At 62.1% G+C, this 13504-nt stretch carries 14 protein-coding genes; 3 read left to right on the forward strand and 11 right to left on the reverse strand.

Features of this window, described 5'->3' with window-relative positions:
• The 6 genes from BMY67_RS19520 to tsaB form a co-directional block, all read right to left on the reverse strand.
• Positions 1–389: hypothetical protein (locus BMY67_RS19520; RefSeq protein WP_218144634.1), on the reverse strand; the 389-nt coding region annotated here is incomplete at its 3' end.
• Between the two features lie 102 nt (positions 390–491).
• Positions 492–1784 carry a serine hydrolase gene (locus BMY67_RS17940; RefSeq protein ID WP_092774171.1) on the reverse strand — a complete coding sequence of 431 codons (1293 nt, stop codon included), beginning with the start codon at positions 1782–1784 and terminating at the stop codon, positions 492–494.
• Between the two features lie 363 nt (positions 1785–2147).
• Positions 2148–3362: a hypothetical protein gene (locus tag BMY67_RS17945; protein ID WP_092774172.1), complete on the reverse strand. Its 1215-nt coding sequence runs from the start codon at positions 3360–3362 to the stop codon at positions 2148–2150.
• A gap of 21 nt (positions 3363–3383) precedes the next feature.
• Positions 3384–4694 carry an APC family permease gene (locus tag BMY67_RS17950; protein WP_092774173.1) on the reverse strand — a complete coding sequence of 437 codons (1311 nt, stop codon included), beginning with the start codon at positions 4692–4694 and terminating at the stop codon, positions 3384–3386.
• A 222-nt stretch (positions 4695–4916) separates the two neighbouring features.
• Complete coding sequence (locus BMY67_RS17955) at positions 4917–5435, reverse strand: DUF2480 family protein (RefSeq protein ID WP_092774174.1); 519 nt, start codon at positions 5433–5435, stop codon at positions 4917–4919.
• A gap of 116 nt (positions 5436–5551) precedes the next feature.
• Positions 5552–6250 carry a tRNA (adenosine(37)-N6)-threonylcarbamoyltransferase complex dimerization subunit type 1 TsaB gene (gene tsaB / locus BMY67_RS17960; protein ID WP_092774175.1) on the reverse strand — a complete coding sequence of 233 codons (699 nt, stop codon included), beginning with the start codon at positions 6248–6250 and terminating at the stop codon, positions 5552–5554.
• Between the two features lie 134 nt (positions 6251–6384).
• Here tsaB and BMY67_RS17965 point away from each other — a divergent pair, with 134 nt between their 5' ends.
• Entirely contained in the window at positions 6385–7185 is an 801-nt protein-coding gene (locus BMY67_RS17965; RefSeq protein WP_177189918.1) for a DUF1223 domain-containing protein, read from the forward strand.
• 3 nt (positions 7186–7188) lie between these two features.
• On the opposite strand, the gene BMY67_RS17970 is transcribed toward BMY67_RS17965, so the two are convergent.
• The 5 genes from BMY67_RS17970 to rpmH form a co-directional block, all read right to left on the reverse strand.
• A complete protein-coding gene (locus tag BMY67_RS17970) occupies positions 7189–7530 on the reverse strand; it encodes a DUF5615 family PIN-like protein (protein ID WP_092774177.1) in 342 nt (113 codons plus the stop codon).
• Positions 7527–7751: a DUF433 domain-containing protein gene (locus BMY67_RS17975; RefSeq protein WP_092774178.1), complete on the reverse strand. Its 225-nt coding sequence runs from the start codon at positions 7749–7751 to the stop codon at positions 7527–7529. Before BMY67_RS17975 ends, BMY67_RS17970 begins: the two co-directional genes overlap by 4 nt.
• A gap of 27 nt (positions 7752–7778) precedes the next feature.
• Positions 7779–9491, reverse strand: a complete 1713-nt coding sequence (locus BMY67_RS17980) for a S41 family peptidase (protein WP_177189919.1) — start codon at positions 9489–9491, stop codon at positions 7779–7781.
• Positions 9492–9559: 68 nt separating this feature from the next.
• Positions 9560–10009: a ribonuclease P protein component gene (locus BMY67_RS17985; protein ID WP_092774179.1), complete on the reverse strand. Its 450-nt coding sequence runs from the start codon at positions 10007–10009 to the stop codon at positions 9560–9562.
• A gap of 210 nt (positions 10010–10219) precedes the next feature.
• On the reverse strand, positions 10220–10378 hold the full coding sequence (gene rpmH, locus BMY67_RS17990; protein WP_092743544.1) for a 50S ribosomal protein L34: 159 nt from the start codon (positions 10376–10378) through the stop codon (positions 10220–10222).
• 245 nt (positions 10379–10623) lie between these two features.
• Here rpmH and BMY67_RS17995 point away from each other — a divergent pair, with 245 nt between their 5' ends.
• Together BMY67_RS17995 and BMY67_RS18000 are read left to right on the forward strand one after the other, a co-directional pair.
• Positions 10624–12357 (forward strand): M61 family metallopeptidase, encoded by a 1734-nt coding sequence (locus BMY67_RS17995; protein WP_092774180.1) that lies wholly within the window; start codon positions 10624–10626, stop codon positions 12355–12357.
• Between the two features lie 265 nt (positions 12358–12622).
• On the forward strand, positions 12623–13504 hold the full coding sequence (locus BMY67_RS18000) for a hypothetical protein (protein ID WP_143069915.1): 882 nt from the start codon (positions 12623–12625) through the stop codon (positions 13502–13504).

Genomic DNA, 13504 nt, shown 5'->3' on the forward strand with positions numbered 1-13504 from the left:
GTTGATTTGTTGTGGGCCCTTCCGATTGAAGCGGGCTGCAAAGGTAAGTAGCTTTTCGCTACTTGCAAGGGAAAGAAGAAAACTTTTTTCGAAGCGTTTCTTTTTTCGTCCTGCTGTATCCCCTTCCGGTTGAAGCGGGCTGCAAAGGTAAGCAGCTTTTTGGTTGGTGCAAGGCTTAGAGAGAAAAAGTTTTTCTCTTTTTCGGCCTTCCCGCTAGTGTCAGTCGCCTTTTCAGCGGACTTAGCGAAGGTGGGTAGCAGCGCCTCCGGTTGAAGCGGGGTGCAAAGGTAGTAAATCCTTTTTGACTTCCGCAACTGCCAGGGCAACCTTTTTTCAGGAACCCTTCCGGAGAAGTGGTGGTCCCGACCGCGTTCCGGTTGGGGATGCAAAAGTGGGGGTTTGCGTTGGATTACGCAAACCCGGGAGGTAAAATACTCGTTCAAGGCTCGCTTCGGTCCACTGCCTCAGCGACTTTCTTTTTGCAGGCGGGCTTAGCGAATGGTTTCTGCCTGCGTGAATTCAATTGGCAGAGAGGCCACAGGGCGGTTGCGGGTGGCCTCGTAGTGGCGAATCTGCTGGCCCAGGGCGGCCAGAAAAGGCAGGCCCACGGTGTCGTATTCGTAGGTTCCGTCGTTGATGATGCCGTTTTTGTTGACGTAGAGCACGGCGCTGAGCATGAACTCCGACTGATGGGTGGAGTCGGCGAAGTAGGCGACGTCGGCCAGGTAGCCGTGCGACATGCCTACTATATTATAGATGCGCAGGCCGGGTTCGGCGAGGGCCGCGGGTTGGCGGCCGTAGTAGAGGTACTTTTTGTAGGCGTCGAAGTAGCGGCCGGGCTGGTAGAGCGAATAGCCCGAGCCGTGGGGTGTGTGGTGCAGGTAGTAGCGCAGGAAGCTGTAATCGTCGGGGGTGAGCTGGAAACGGTGACTGGCCGACACATCCTCCGGGAAAAGCAACGAGCGCAGCATTCTGGTGATGGAGTGCAGCGGCAGGTAGTTGGCAGTAGTGAAATCGTAGGGGCCGGGCACGATGCGGCCGCCGGCCTGGTGGGCGCGGCCTTTGCTGATGCGGCCCAACGGCGAATCGAATGGGCGCGGGTTGACGGCGGCGGGCTGCTGGTAGCTGACCTGGCCGGTGGCGGGGTCGTGGAACTCCAGCGGGTTGGTGTGGCGGTTGGCGGCGGTATCGCAGGGGGCAAAGCGGCGCACGATGCGGGTTTCGGGGTAGCCCAGCTCGGCCAGCCGCTCGTTGAGCGGGCGCTGGCCCAGGAACTCGTAGAGGCGGTTGTAGGCCCCGTTGTCGCTGACGAGCAGCATGCGCTTGGCGTAGTTGCCGACGGTATTGACGCGGTCGGAGTCGGCGGACTGGACGTAGGGGGCGGGCGTCTGGCAGCGGAAGGCGGTGCCGGTGCTCATGGGCGAGCGGCGGCTGAGGCCGAGCTGGTGCAGGCGGTTGAGCTTTTCGAGGGCCAGCGCCACGGTGGGCAGCTTCACAAGGCTGGCCGGGTTGAAGTACTGGCCGGCATCGAGCCGGTAGGTGTGCTCAACGAAAGTGGGCCGCTGCCGGGCGTCGCGGTTGATTTGGGTGTAGATAATCTGCAACTCGTATTCCCCGGCGCGCTCCACAACGGGCAGCAGGCGGGCATCGGCGCGGAGCAGGCTGTCGAGCAGGGGGCTGTCGGGGCTGCTTTGGAGTGGCATCTTTGGCTCGGCTACCGGGCCAAAAGAAGTCAGCAGGGTCGCAAAGAAGCCGCAGGCAAGCAGGGCAAGAGGACGCATCATATACCTAAAGGTCGGCAAAAACTTTGCCTCCCTTACTCGTCCTACCTATAAGGACGCTACTAGTTCTGCCCAGCTTGGCAAGCCTCTATACTGTGTAGAGACGCATAAATGCGTCTCGTTGTTGAGTTACCGGAACCATGCTACCTAACAACATCAGCAACGACGAGACGCAATTATGCGTCTCTACAACCGCCTGCTTTTCGCAAACCACTTCGCGACTACATATAAGGAGCACCCCGGCAAACGGCCAGCGCCCGTGGTACTACGTTCCCAAAAACAGGGCTTCAATTGCTGACCGATTCCACAAAAAAGCGCCGGGCTCCTGCTGGAACCCGGCGCGGCGGTTTTGGGGCGACCTCCCTCCTACTCGGCTACGGGAGTGGCGCGGCGGGCGAGCAGCAGGTTGGAATCGTTTTCGCGCCAGTTGTAGCCGGTGCCGAAGGGCAGCGGGCGGGGCGGGTTGGCTTTATCGGTATAGGCGGCCGTCATTTCGGGCTGGTACTGCTTGGCGAACAGGTTGATGGGGCGCTTGTAGGTGCCGTAGTAGGTCAGCTGCCAGTCGGCGGGTTTGAAGTACTTCATGGCAATGCCCGAATCGTCCTGCAACACGAAATTGCTCCGCTCCAGCACCAGGTTGCGCACTTTGCTGAAGTAGGATTTGTGCATCAGGTAGGTGGCCGACTTCACGTAGGTGGTCAGCGGCCCCAGCGTGCGCACGTACTTGAGGGCGGCTTCCTGGGTCTGGCCCAGCTGCCCGTCGCTGATATCGACGGAGAAGTATTGCAGCGTTTTGGCCTGGCCGCTGGCCGAGCGCAGCTTCACCTCAACGCCCGGCACGGCTTTTCGGCCGGGCTTACGGATGAGGGTCGAGTCGGCCTCGGCGAGCTGGCCATCGGGCAGCAGCTGCACGTAGCGCACGGCCTCGACCTGGTGCTGGGTGCGGGCAGCGAAGAGCAGCATGAGCGGCAACGCGCCATCCAGCTCTACCGACTTCAGGTTGACGGCCATGGAGTTGGTGCGAAAGAAGCTGAAATTCAGCACCGACCACAACGACTCCTTGAGAGCCGGGAACAGCTTGCGGTTTTCGAGGTTGGCGCGGCTGGGCACGGTGCCCACGGGCTCCAGGCCCAGCAGCACGTAGGTCTGGCTGCCGGGGAACATGGTGGTCACGTTCAGGAAATCGGGGCCGCTGAAGGGATAGAAGATGGTGGGGCTGGCGGCGCGTACTGAATCCAGCTCCTTGGCGGCCCAGGCTTCGATTTTAGTTGTGCGGGCGGCGTGGTATTTCGTCCAGCTTTTGTCGGCGTCGGCGGCGTAGGCCTGCCAGGCGGGCTGGGTTTCCAGCTCTTGCAGGTCGCTGCCCCGGCTTACGGGCAGGCCGGCCAGATAGGCGGCCACGTTGTGGATGGCGGCCGTATCGGGCTTGGCGGGCGCGGGTGGTGCCACGGCTACGGTAGTATCGGGCGCGGCGGCCGGGGTAGTGGTGGGCTGCTCGGTTTTGGTGGTCGAGGGCTCGTTGCAGGCCGCCAGCAGTACCAGCAGGGCCGGCAGCAGGCGTTGAGGAGTGGAAAAACGCATGGTGGTGGAATGGAGAAATTGCTAACTTTTACGCAGTCGGCTGAGGCCGTAGACCAGTAGGCCGGCCAGCAGGGTGGCCAGGCCGTAGAGGGTTTCGGTGGGTTTGTCGCGGGCAATGTAGAGCAGCGTCCAGCCGTTGAGCAGCAGAAACAGCAGCGGCGTGAACGGGTAGCCCCAGGCGCGGTAAGGCCGCACCAGTTCCGGCTGCCGCAGCCGCAGCACGAACAAGCCCAGCACGGTCAGGAAAGTGAATAAACTCAGAATAAAGCCCGAGTACACCACCACCTGGGCAAACGACGACTCCATGACGAACAGCAGCGTGAGGGCCAGCTGAAACAGCAGCGCCCGCACGGGCACGCCGGCCGCGCTTCGTTTGGCCAGAAACCGCAATGCCGGCAAGTCCTCGCCCATTACCTGCACGATGCGGGGGCCGGCGAAAATCATGGAGCTGATGGTGGACACCAGCAACGCGGCAATCAGCCCGCCCATGAGCCGGCCCCCGACGGGCCCGAACAGGCTGGTAGCGGCCACGAAGCCCACTTCCACTTGCCCTTTGAGGGCGCTGATGGGCGTGGAGTACAGGAAAATGAAGTTCAGGGCCACGTAGAGCACCAGCACCAAGGCGGTGCCCGTGAGCAGAATCCGGGGCAGGTTGCGCTGGGGCTGGTCGATTTCGCCGGTCAGGTACACGGCCGCGTTCCAGCCCGAATAGGCATACGACACGAAAATGAGCGACACAGCGAAGGCCGGACTCAGCAGCACATTCCAGTCGGCCGGACCCTGGGGCACGAAGGCCAGCGGCTGGGGCGTGGCCACGACCAATCCTAAGCCGATAAAGCCCACCAGCACCACCACCTTGATAGCGGTTACCGCCACTTGCAGGCGGCTGCCGGCCCGGCTGCTGATGCCGTGCACCAGCGTGAGCAGCAGCACGACGCTCACGGCCAGCAGCTTAGGCGGCAGGCCGGGCCACACGCTGCCGGCGTACTGCTCCAGGGCCAGTGCGGCGGCGGCCGTCGGGGCCGCGAAGCCCACTGTGGCCGACACCCAGCCCGACAGAAACCCCAGCGACGGATGGTAGATGCGCGACAGATAGTGGTACTCGCCCCCCGAGCGGGGCAGGGCCGCCGCCAGCTCGCCGTAGCTCAGGGCGCCACACAGGGCAATTACGCCGCCCACCACCCACAGCATCAGCAGCGCAAACCCGCTCTGGATATCGAGCACCTGGAACCCGAGGCTGGTAAAAACGCCGGTGCCCACCATATTGGCCACCACGATGGAAACGCCCGTCAGGACACTGATTTTGTAGGCGGGGGCAGCGGTTTGACTCATGCGGGGCTAATTGGCAGGTCAAAGATGCGGAATTATGCATGTTTACCTCAAGCTTAAGCCACGTATTGTCGGCACAAAACTATCCGACGGCCTTAACAGTCCGCACAGACCGGAGGCCCAATTACCTTGGAACCAACGAAAGAGCCCCCGCAACTTTCGCTACGGGGGCTCTTTCATAAATACAGGCAGCTAGCCATGTAAGTGCAGAATAGCTGGCTGCTGCTACGCCGTAGCCACTTTCGGGCGCTTGTAGAGCGGGACGGTGCTGCACGGCTCGCCGTACATAATGCTGCTGGCTACGGGCAACAGTTTCTGCATGATGGCCACGTAGGCGTAGGTGGGCACGGGCTTCTCGCCGCAGCCTTTAATAACGAGCTTGGCGTCGTGGTACTGCTCGGCGTCGATACCGGCAATGGCTTCGTGGAATAACTCCTGCTCCAGCGCGGCCAGGTCGCCGAACACGTAGCGGTGGGCGTGGCCCTGAAGCTTACCGGCCAGCACCATGTAGGCCCAGGTAGGCACAATGGCATCGGCCGAGCAGATAACGGCTACGTTTTTTCCGTCGTACTGGCTCCAGTCGTGGTCTTTCACGAAGGCCCGAAAGTCCTTTTCGCGCAGCATCAGGCCCTGAAACAGGTTGTCCTTGATGTCGTACACCACCCGCTCACCGGGGTGGATAAACTCTTCGAGGTTGAGCGTGACGAGGGCGCTTTGGGCAACGCGGTTGGTGAGATCTTCCATTTTTCAGAGGTGAGAAGTGAGGGTTTAGAAGTGAGTACCAAGAGGTGAGAGGTAAGACGGATAACACGCCAAGGTGGGCTTACTCGTCTCCCTTCTCAATACTTACTTCTGAAATATCACTTCTCTTTGGGGGTTGTCGTATATACTTCCTTCAGGTAAAACGGCTCATAGTAAGCCACATCGCGGAACTCCTGGCGCTGGTAGGCCTCCAGGGCCAGCTCGCCCACTGCTACGGCCGAAGGTTCGATGCCGGCCAGGAACACGGCGTGGGGCTGTGCGGCCACCAGCGGCTGGAACTTGGCGGCCCCGCTTCCGAAGAACAACACCGGCTGGGTGGCCATTTGTTCGGTTAGCGTGGTTTCGTCGAGCAGCAGGGGCGCGGGGGCCAGCACTTCGGAGCCGTCGGCGCGGTAGAGGGCGGCGTACACTTCGAGGCGGCGGGCGTCAAGCATCGGGCAGTAGAGGTACTGGTCGGGGCGAGCGGTGCGGCCTGCTACCTGCCGGGCCAGGGCGGGCAGCGTGCCCACGGCCAGCAGCGGCACCTCCAGCGCGTAACACAGCCCCTTGGCGGCGGCCGCCCCAATGCGCAGACCGGTGTAGGAGCCCGGCCCGTCGGACACGGCCACGGCCGCCACATCGGACAGCGCGTGCAGGGTGTTGGCCAGCAACTGCTCGATGAGGACGCTCAGGTGCGTGGAGTGCGATTTTTCGAGCCGCAGCTCGGCCTGGCCCAGCAGTCGGCCCGTTTCGAGGTGGTGCACCGCCACGGAGCAGACGGGCGAGGAAGTTTCTATAGACAGCAGCAACGAAGACATGGGGCAAAGGTACGTCCCGGTAAGATGGGGCCGCTATGGGCCGGCGTTATTACGAACCAGCAGGCGCACGGTACTGTTGCCGACCAAGTGCCCGCTACGGCCCAGTGGCTGGGTTCTACTTTATCCTCTTGGCAATGAAAATAATCCTGCTACTTTCCACGGTTGTTTCATCAGTGGCTGCTGCCGCATTGCTGACAAGCTCCGGCTCCGCCAACCAGGTTGCAAAAACCCCACCCGGCCCCGCCCGGGTACCGGTGGTAGTCGAGTTGTTCACGTCGGAAGGTTGCTCCAGCTGCCCGGCCGCCGACGCGGCGTTGCGGGAGCTGGAAATGGCCCAGTCGGTGCCCGGCGTGGAAGTTATTGCCCTGGGCGAGCATGTCGACTATTGGAACCGCCTGGGCTGGAAAGACCCGTTTTCATCGGCCCAGTTCACCGAGCGCCAGCGTACCTACGCCGCGGGGTTTGGCACCGGCTCCTACACGCCCCAGGCCGTGGTGAACGGCCGCTACGAGTTCGTGGGTAGCCAGCGCGGCAAGCTTACAGAGGCCATAGCCCGCGCCGCCCAAGCCCCGCGCGCCACCGTGCAGCTTAGCCGCGCCATTACCGGTAAGTTGGCTATTAAAGTAGATGCGCTACCAGCCGGCACTGCCCCCACCGAAGTGCTGCTGGCTCTCACCGAAACCAGCCTTTCCACCCAGGTTGGCCGGGGCGAAAACTCGGGCCGGTTGCTGCGCCACGCCGCCGTGGTGCGCGAGTTGCGGCCGCTGGGCTCCCCGGCCGCCGATGGCACCTTTGCCGCCAGCGTGCCGCTGCAACTCAATCCAGTCTGGAAGACCGCCAATTTGCGGGCCGTGGTGCTGGTGCAGGAAAAGGCCTCGCGTCGTATTGTGGGCGTGGGGGTGTTGGGGCTGAATTCAGCGTTGTCAGAACAGTAACAGCTAGTGAGGAGCGCTTATTTCGACTAATGGCTCGCCTGCCTGCAACAATTTCAGCGCTTGTGGTAACAGCGGGAGCAGCAATTGCTGGAGCCTCTCGTTCGTAGTATTGCCACAGGTCAGCCATATCACCTGCGGCGGGGGCCCTAATCGCTCCAACAGTTGTGGGAAGTCGGCGTCTTTGGTTATCACGACAACCTCGGCCAACCTTGCTGCCCGAAAGATTTCCTCGTCTTCCGCATCGCGCAGCCCAATTTCCCGCAGCGTAAAAACCGTCAGCTTAAACTGCCAGCGCAGCCAAACAGCTAGCAACGGCGAAAGTTGCGCATCCAGCCAGAACGTCATGCCGCCAGCGAAGGGTGGTCAATTCGTTGGGCCGCGTATTGTAGTGCCGCCTGCACGTCCAGCGGCTCCAGGTCGGGCATTTCGGCTAGTAGCTGCTCTACTGTAAGGCCGGCCGCCAGCAGATTCAGCACATCGGTTACCCGAATCCGCATGCCGCGAATGCAGGGCCGGCCGCCGCACTGGCGCGGGTTCAGGGTGATGCGGGAACGAAGGTTTTCCATAGTCAGCAGCGTTAGGCTCACTGTTCTTTACTGCCCTCCGCTGCCGCCCATGTTGCGCTTGGCTTCGGGGCGGGTTTTGGCCTCCACGGTGCCGGGGCGCAGCAGGGCGGTATAGCGCGGCTGGTCGTTGAGCACGCTCAGGGCCATCAGGATGTTGGGGTCGTCGTCGAAGCTGGCCTCGATGCTGCCCTTCTGGAAGTAGTAGCGCGACACGATTTCCTGCTCCAGCAGCTCCCGGATTTCAGGCTTGAAGCGGGTCAGGTCGTTGGCCTTGTTGGTCGTGACCTTGCGGCGGGTGGCTTCGAGCTCCGCTTTCACGTCGTCGTAGTGTTTTTCGGCCTTCAGCTTCTTGGTGAGAGTGGTCAGGGCCTTCTCCGTGTCGGTTTCGTAGCTGATGTCCTTACCCTTGAGATAGTCGACGAACTGCTGGTAATCGGCATCGGAGAGCTTGAACTGCCGGGCCGACACGATAGTGGGGTGCTGGGCGCGGTAGCGGGTAGCGTAGTCGAAGAGGTAGCTTTTCTGGAGCAGCACCCGGGTGATGTCGGCAATTTCGCGCTCCTGCACGGCCACGTCGGGGGCCACGCCGCCGCCGTCGTACACGGCGCGGCCGGCCTGGGTTTTAAAGGCCGTGCGCAACGAGTCGGGCACTTTGCCCAGCGTGCCGTCGTCGGCGCGGTGGGTGTAGTCGATTTCCTGGATGCAGCGCCCGCTCGGGATGTAGTACTTGGCGGTTGTCACTTTCAGCTGCGAGTTGTAGCTCAGCGGGCGGGTGGCCTGCACGAGACCCTTGCCAAACGTGCGCTCGCCCACCAGCACGGCCCGGTCGTAGTCCTGCAACACGCCCGACACAATTTCGGAGGCCGAAGCCGAGCGGTTGCTGGTAATGACGACAATCGGCGTTTGGGTGTCGAGCGGCAGGTCGAGGGCCTTGTAGGTTTTGTTCCAGTCGGCCACCTTGCCCTTGGTGCTCACGATGTCGCGGCCTTTGTCGACGAACAGGTTGGAGATGTTCACGGCCTCATTGAGCAGGCCGCCGGGGTTGTCGCGAATATCAAAAATAAGCTTTTTGGCCCCCTGCTCCTTGAGCTTGCTCACGGCCAGCCGTACCTCCTTGCCCGCATCCACGGTAAAACCACTGAGCTGGAAGTAGCCGATTTCGGGCGTCAGCATGCCGTAGTAGGGCACATTATCCACCTGAATCTTGTCGCGGGTGATGTTGATTTCCACCGGTGCATCCTGGCCAAAGCGGGTTACCAGCAGCTTCACCACCGAGTTGGCCTGGCCCTTGAGCAGCTTGCTCACATCGGAGTTCGACTTTTTGTCGACCAGCACGCCGTTGATGTTCAGGATTTCATCGCCGGGCAGCAAGCCGGCTTTCTGGGCCGGGTAACCCTCGTAGGCGGCCTGCACCACGGTTTTGCCGTTGCGCTTGCTCACGACGGCCCCAATGCCGCCGTACTGCCCGGTCGTCATGGTGCGGAAGTCCTCGATGTCGTCCTCGGCGATGTAGTTGGTGTAGGGGTCGAGCGAGCGTAGCATGGCGTCGATGCCCGTTTTCACCAGCTTGGCCGGCGGCACCTCGTCCACGTAGTAGGTATTCACCTCCTTGAACAGGGTGGCGAAGATGTCGAGGTTCTTGGCAATTTCGAAGTATCGCTCGTTATCGGCCGGCCGGAAGGATACGAGCAGGGCGGCGCCGCCCAGAAAGGTGGCCGCCAGAATAGACTTTTTGCGCATAAAAAGGGCTGAAGAGCAACGTAGCGGCGCACTACCGGCCGGAGGTTCCGGCCCGCCGCGCCGCGAAGCTATACCTTAGGAACCGCTGCTGCCCCCACGGGTTGCACCGCTTCGGTCAGTAAACGCTCCAGCCCTGAATTTAGCTTCTTTTCGAGCAGCACCAAGCTCTTTTTTTCCTTGCCGGTATAAATAATGGCCAACTGGGCCACCTGGTGGCCGCCTTCGGCTTCTACGAGCCGGAATTTGTTGAGGCGCCAGGCCTCGCGCATCAGCCGCTTAAGGTAATTACGGTCGACGGCACGCTTGAAACTGCGCTTGCTTACGCTCACGAGCACCTGCGGCGGGGACGTAGTGGGCGCGGGCGCGGGCAGCCACACCAGCCGCAGGGGGTATAAACCAAAAGAAGAACCCCGGCCGAACAGCTCGTCGATGAGCTTCTTGCGGCACAGATGCTCTTCCTTCGGAAACGAGTATTTCCTAGCTTTTAGCGGCTGGCTGTCAGCTGTTAGCTCGTTCACAGGGCAGTTATTTTAGAATTCAGGCTGTATGCAATGCCCCTGTAGCAAGAAGCTTCCGCTTCGCGTCTCGGTGCCGGGTGCCATGTTGCGGGCAATCGGTCAACGGGACGCGAAGCGGAAGCCTCGTACTACAGCCCAGCGCCTCGAAAAACACGGAAGCGCGGCAATAAAAAGCTAGTCGCTATCAGCCAAAGGCTAACAGCTAACAGACTACCGCTTGTGGCGGCCTTCGTCAGATACGGTCAGGCGCTTGCGGCCTTTGGCCCGGCGGCGGGCAATTACGTTGCGGCCGTTAACGGTTTCCATGCGCGAGCGGAACCCGTGCTTGTTGCGGCGCTTACGCTGCGAGGGCTGAAAAGTACGTTTCATGATATTGGTGAGTGACTCAGTTACAACTAGGGCCGGCAAAGGTAAGCGGATGATTTTAAAAAGACAAGTTGCCAGGCAAGTTTTGGCAGGACGGGTTGGTTGAGGGTATAAGTAATAGTTGAGAAAAAACAGTCATGCTGAGCGTAGCGGAGCGAAGTCGAAGCATGACGTTCTTCTTGCTCTTCAAACAACCCCAAACCCAACCCCCTACCCGTACCTTCGTTACCCTTCCCAAACTGCTATCCATGCTACACTACCACGTTTCCTTCGACAACCCGCTCACCGCCTACCTCCAGATCCAGATGACGTTTGAGGTGCCCGCCGAGGCCACCGAGCCGCTGGAGTTGCAGCTGCCGGCGTGGCGACCGGGGCGCTACGAGCTCCAGAACTTCGCCCAGAAACTCCAGCACGTGGTGCTGGAAGATGCCGCCTCGGGCGAGGCCCTGGCCAGCCGCAAAATCACCAAGGACCGCTGGCAGCTGAGCAACGCGGCCGGCCGCATGGTGCGGGTGCGCTACAACTTCTACGCCCACCAGATGGACGCCGGCGGCTCCTGGCTCGATGAAAGCCAGCTCTACCTCAACCCCGTGCAGGCCTTTATGTACATTGAAGGCCGCCAGAACGAAACCTGCCAGCTGCTGCTCGACATCCCGGACGACTGGCAGATTGCCTGCGGACTGCCCCAGCGCGGCCCCCGGCTGCTGGAGGCCCAGAGCTTCGACCACCTCGCCGACTCGCCCCTGATTGTCAGCCCCACGCTGCAATACCGCAACTACGAGGTGCAGGGCATCCCGTTCTACCTCTGGATTCAGGGCGAGGCCCCGGTGGACTGGGCCCGGCTGGTGCGCGACTTCCGGGCTTTCAGCGAGGAGCAGCTGCAACTGTTCGGCGGCTTCCCGGCCCAGGATTTTCACTTCCTGAACGAGATTCTGCCCTACCCCCACTACCACGGCGTGGAGCACCTGAACTCGACGGTGATTACGCTGGGGCCGGGCGAGCTGCTGATGAGCGACGGGCTGTACAAGGAGCTGCTGGGCGTGAGCTGCCACGAGTTGTTCCACGTCTGGAACATCAAGAGCATCCGGCCTATTGAAATGCAGCCCTACGATTTCAGCCGCGAAAACTACTTCCGCACCTGCTTTGTGGCCGAGGGCCTGACTACTTATTATGGCGACTACCTGCTGGCCCGCGCCGGCGTGTTTTCGGCCGAGCAGTATTTTCAGGAGCTGAACGGCGTATTGCGCAAGCACTACGACGATTACGGCCGCTACCACCTCTCGGTGGCCGACGCCAGCATGGACCTCTGGCTCGATGGCTACAAGCCCGGCGTGCCCGACCGCAAGGTGTCGGTGTACCATAAGGGCGCCCTGGCGGCGCTGCTCCTCGACCTGACGCTGCGCCAGCTTTCGGCCCACAAGAAAAGCCTGGATGATGTGATGCGCCAGCTCTGGACCGAGTTCGGCCAGACGGGCACCGGCTACACCGAGGCCGACTACCAGCGCATCGTAACCGAAGTGGCCGGGCGCGACATGCAGGCGTATTTCGACAAGTTTATCTACGGCACCGCGCCGCTCGAAGAGCCCCTGAACCGGGTGCTGGGCTTCGTGGGCTGCCGGCTGCTGACGGAAGAAAACGTGTCGGCCGCCGAGGGCACCTACGGGTTCCGGGCCGTGCTGCGCGAGGGCCGCACCGAGGTAACGAACATCCTGCCCGATGCCCCCGCTGCCCTCGCCCTGAGCGTGGACGACGAGATTGTAGCCGTGGATGGCCGCCGCGTGGCCCAGAACCTGCAAACCCTGCTCGCCGACGGCGCCGACCGCCACGAGCTGACCGTATTCCGCCAGCACCGGCTGCTGACGGTGGAGGTGCAGGCCGATCCGGCGCACCGCTTCTGGCAGAAGTTCACGGTGGAAAAGCTGACCACGGCCACGCCCGAGCAGCAGGCCAGCTTCAAGCAGTGGCTCAAGCAGGATTTTTAGCCCTTAACCAACTCCGGCCTTCTGCGTACCGGAGGCAACCGGCCGGCGAAACGTCTGCCTCGGCCCGCCGCTGTGCTCACGGCGGCGGACCGGGCGCAACGGTGCTGAAAATGTCGGCTTTATCCGCATGATTTCCCGCCGCCGCATGCGCAACGAGCGGGGGGTTTTGGTACCTTTGCAGAACGAATTCTGCCTGGCTGGTGAAATCCTGTTTTGCTGGCGCGGCCCCCGGCCGCGCACCGCCGGCTTTTAGGCACTTAGTAGCTTGTTTCTGTCCCTCCGCTTCCTGTCTGCCCGACAACGCCGCGCCTTCCGCTTCACCTCGACCCTGCCCGTCATGTTCCGGTTTCGTACCGCCGCCGCTGCCCTGCCCCTGGCACTGGCGTTGCCGGCCTGTTCGTTGCGGATGCAGCCGGCGGAAAAGCCCCGGCCCAACATTCCGGTGCTGGCGCAGCCGCCCATTCCGCCCCGCATCTATAAGCTGGAGCGGCTCGATACGCTGGTGCAGCTGCCCGGGCGGGTGCTCACTATTTATCCGGCGGCAAGGCCTACCTACGAGCAACTGAAAAGCCCGGCCTGGGTGGTGGCCAAGCCGGCTTCGGCCGAGGAAGAAGAGGAAGATTCGTTTCTGGATTTCACGGTGGAAGAGCGGCGGCGGCTGGCGCAGGCCGGCCCGCGCGTAACCCGCACCGGCCGCACGCTGCACCTGCGCCCCGGCAAGGCCGCCGAAATCCGGCTCACCAACAACCCCGTCGACGACGAGCGCAACATTGCCTACGAGTACGTGGCGGCGCTGCCCGAAATCCGGCAGTGGCTGCTGTCGGTGCACCTGTACGAGGGTGGCTACTTTATGCTCGTCGACCAGCGCACCGGCCGCCGCACCCAGCTGATGGCCGCGCCCGTGGTTTCGCCCGACGGCCGCCATTTCGTGTGCGGCAACTCCGATGTGCTGGCCCGATTCGAGCCCAGCGGCCTGCAACTCTGGAGCCTCGATGACGCCGCCCCCCGCCTGCTCTGGGAGCGGCAAACCGACTGGGGCTGCACCCAACCCCGCTGGCTCGACAACCGCACCATCCTCTTCGAGCAGGACTTCTTCGACAAAGGTGACGTGGACACGCGCGTGGTCAGGTTACAGGTTGTGCCTTAA

This window comes from Hymenobacter actinosclerus, from assembly GCF_900111515.1.
Classification (GTDB): Bacteria; Bacteroidota; Bacteroidia; order Cytophagales; family Hymenobacteraceae; genus Hymenobacter; species Hymenobacter actinosclerus.

Coding starts and splice junctions, on each gene's coding strand:
- BMY67_RS17940 (WP_092774171.1), bottom strand. CDS start 1,784: ATGATGCGTCCTCTTGCCCTGCTTGCCTGCGGCTTCTTTGCGACCCTG.
- BMY67_RS17945 (WP_092774172.1), bottom strand. CDS start 3,362: ATGCGTTTTTCCACTCCTCAACGCCTGCTGCCGGCCCTGCTGGTACTG.
- BMY67_RS17950 (WP_092774173.1), bottom strand. CDS start 4,694: ATGAGTCAAACCGCTGCCCCCGCCTACAAAATCAGTGTCCTGACGGGC.
- BMY67_RS17955 (WP_092774174.1), bottom strand. CDS start 5,435: ATGGAAGATCTCACCAACCGCGTTGCCCAAAGCGCCCTCGTCACGCTC.
- tsaB (WP_092774175.1), bottom strand. CDS start 6,250: ATGTCTTCGTTGCTGCTGTCTATAGAAACTTCCTCGCCCGTCTGCTCC.
- BMY67_RS17965 (WP_177189918.1), top strand. CDS start 6,385: ATGAAAATAATCCTGCTACTTTCCACGGTTGTTTCATCAGTGGCTGCT.
- BMY67_RS17970 (WP_092774177.1), bottom strand. CDS start 7,530: ATGACGTTCTGGCTGGATGCGCAACTTTCGCCGTTGCTAGCTGTTTGG.
- BMY67_RS17975 (WP_092774178.1), bottom strand. CDS start 7,751: ATGGAAAACCTTCGTTCCCGCATCACCCTGAACCCGCGCCAGTGCGGC.
- BMY67_RS17980 (WP_177189919.1), bottom strand. CDS start 9,491: ATGCGCAAAAAGTCTATTCTGGCGGCCACCTTTCTGGGCGGCGCCGCC.
- rpmH (WP_092743544.1), bottom strand. CDS start 10,378: ATGAAACGTACTTTTCAGCCCTCGCAGCGTAAGCGCCGCAACAAGCAC.
- BMY67_RS17995 (WP_092774180.1), top strand. CDS start 10,624: ATGCTACACTACCACGTTTCCTTCGACAACCCGCTCACCGCCTACCTC.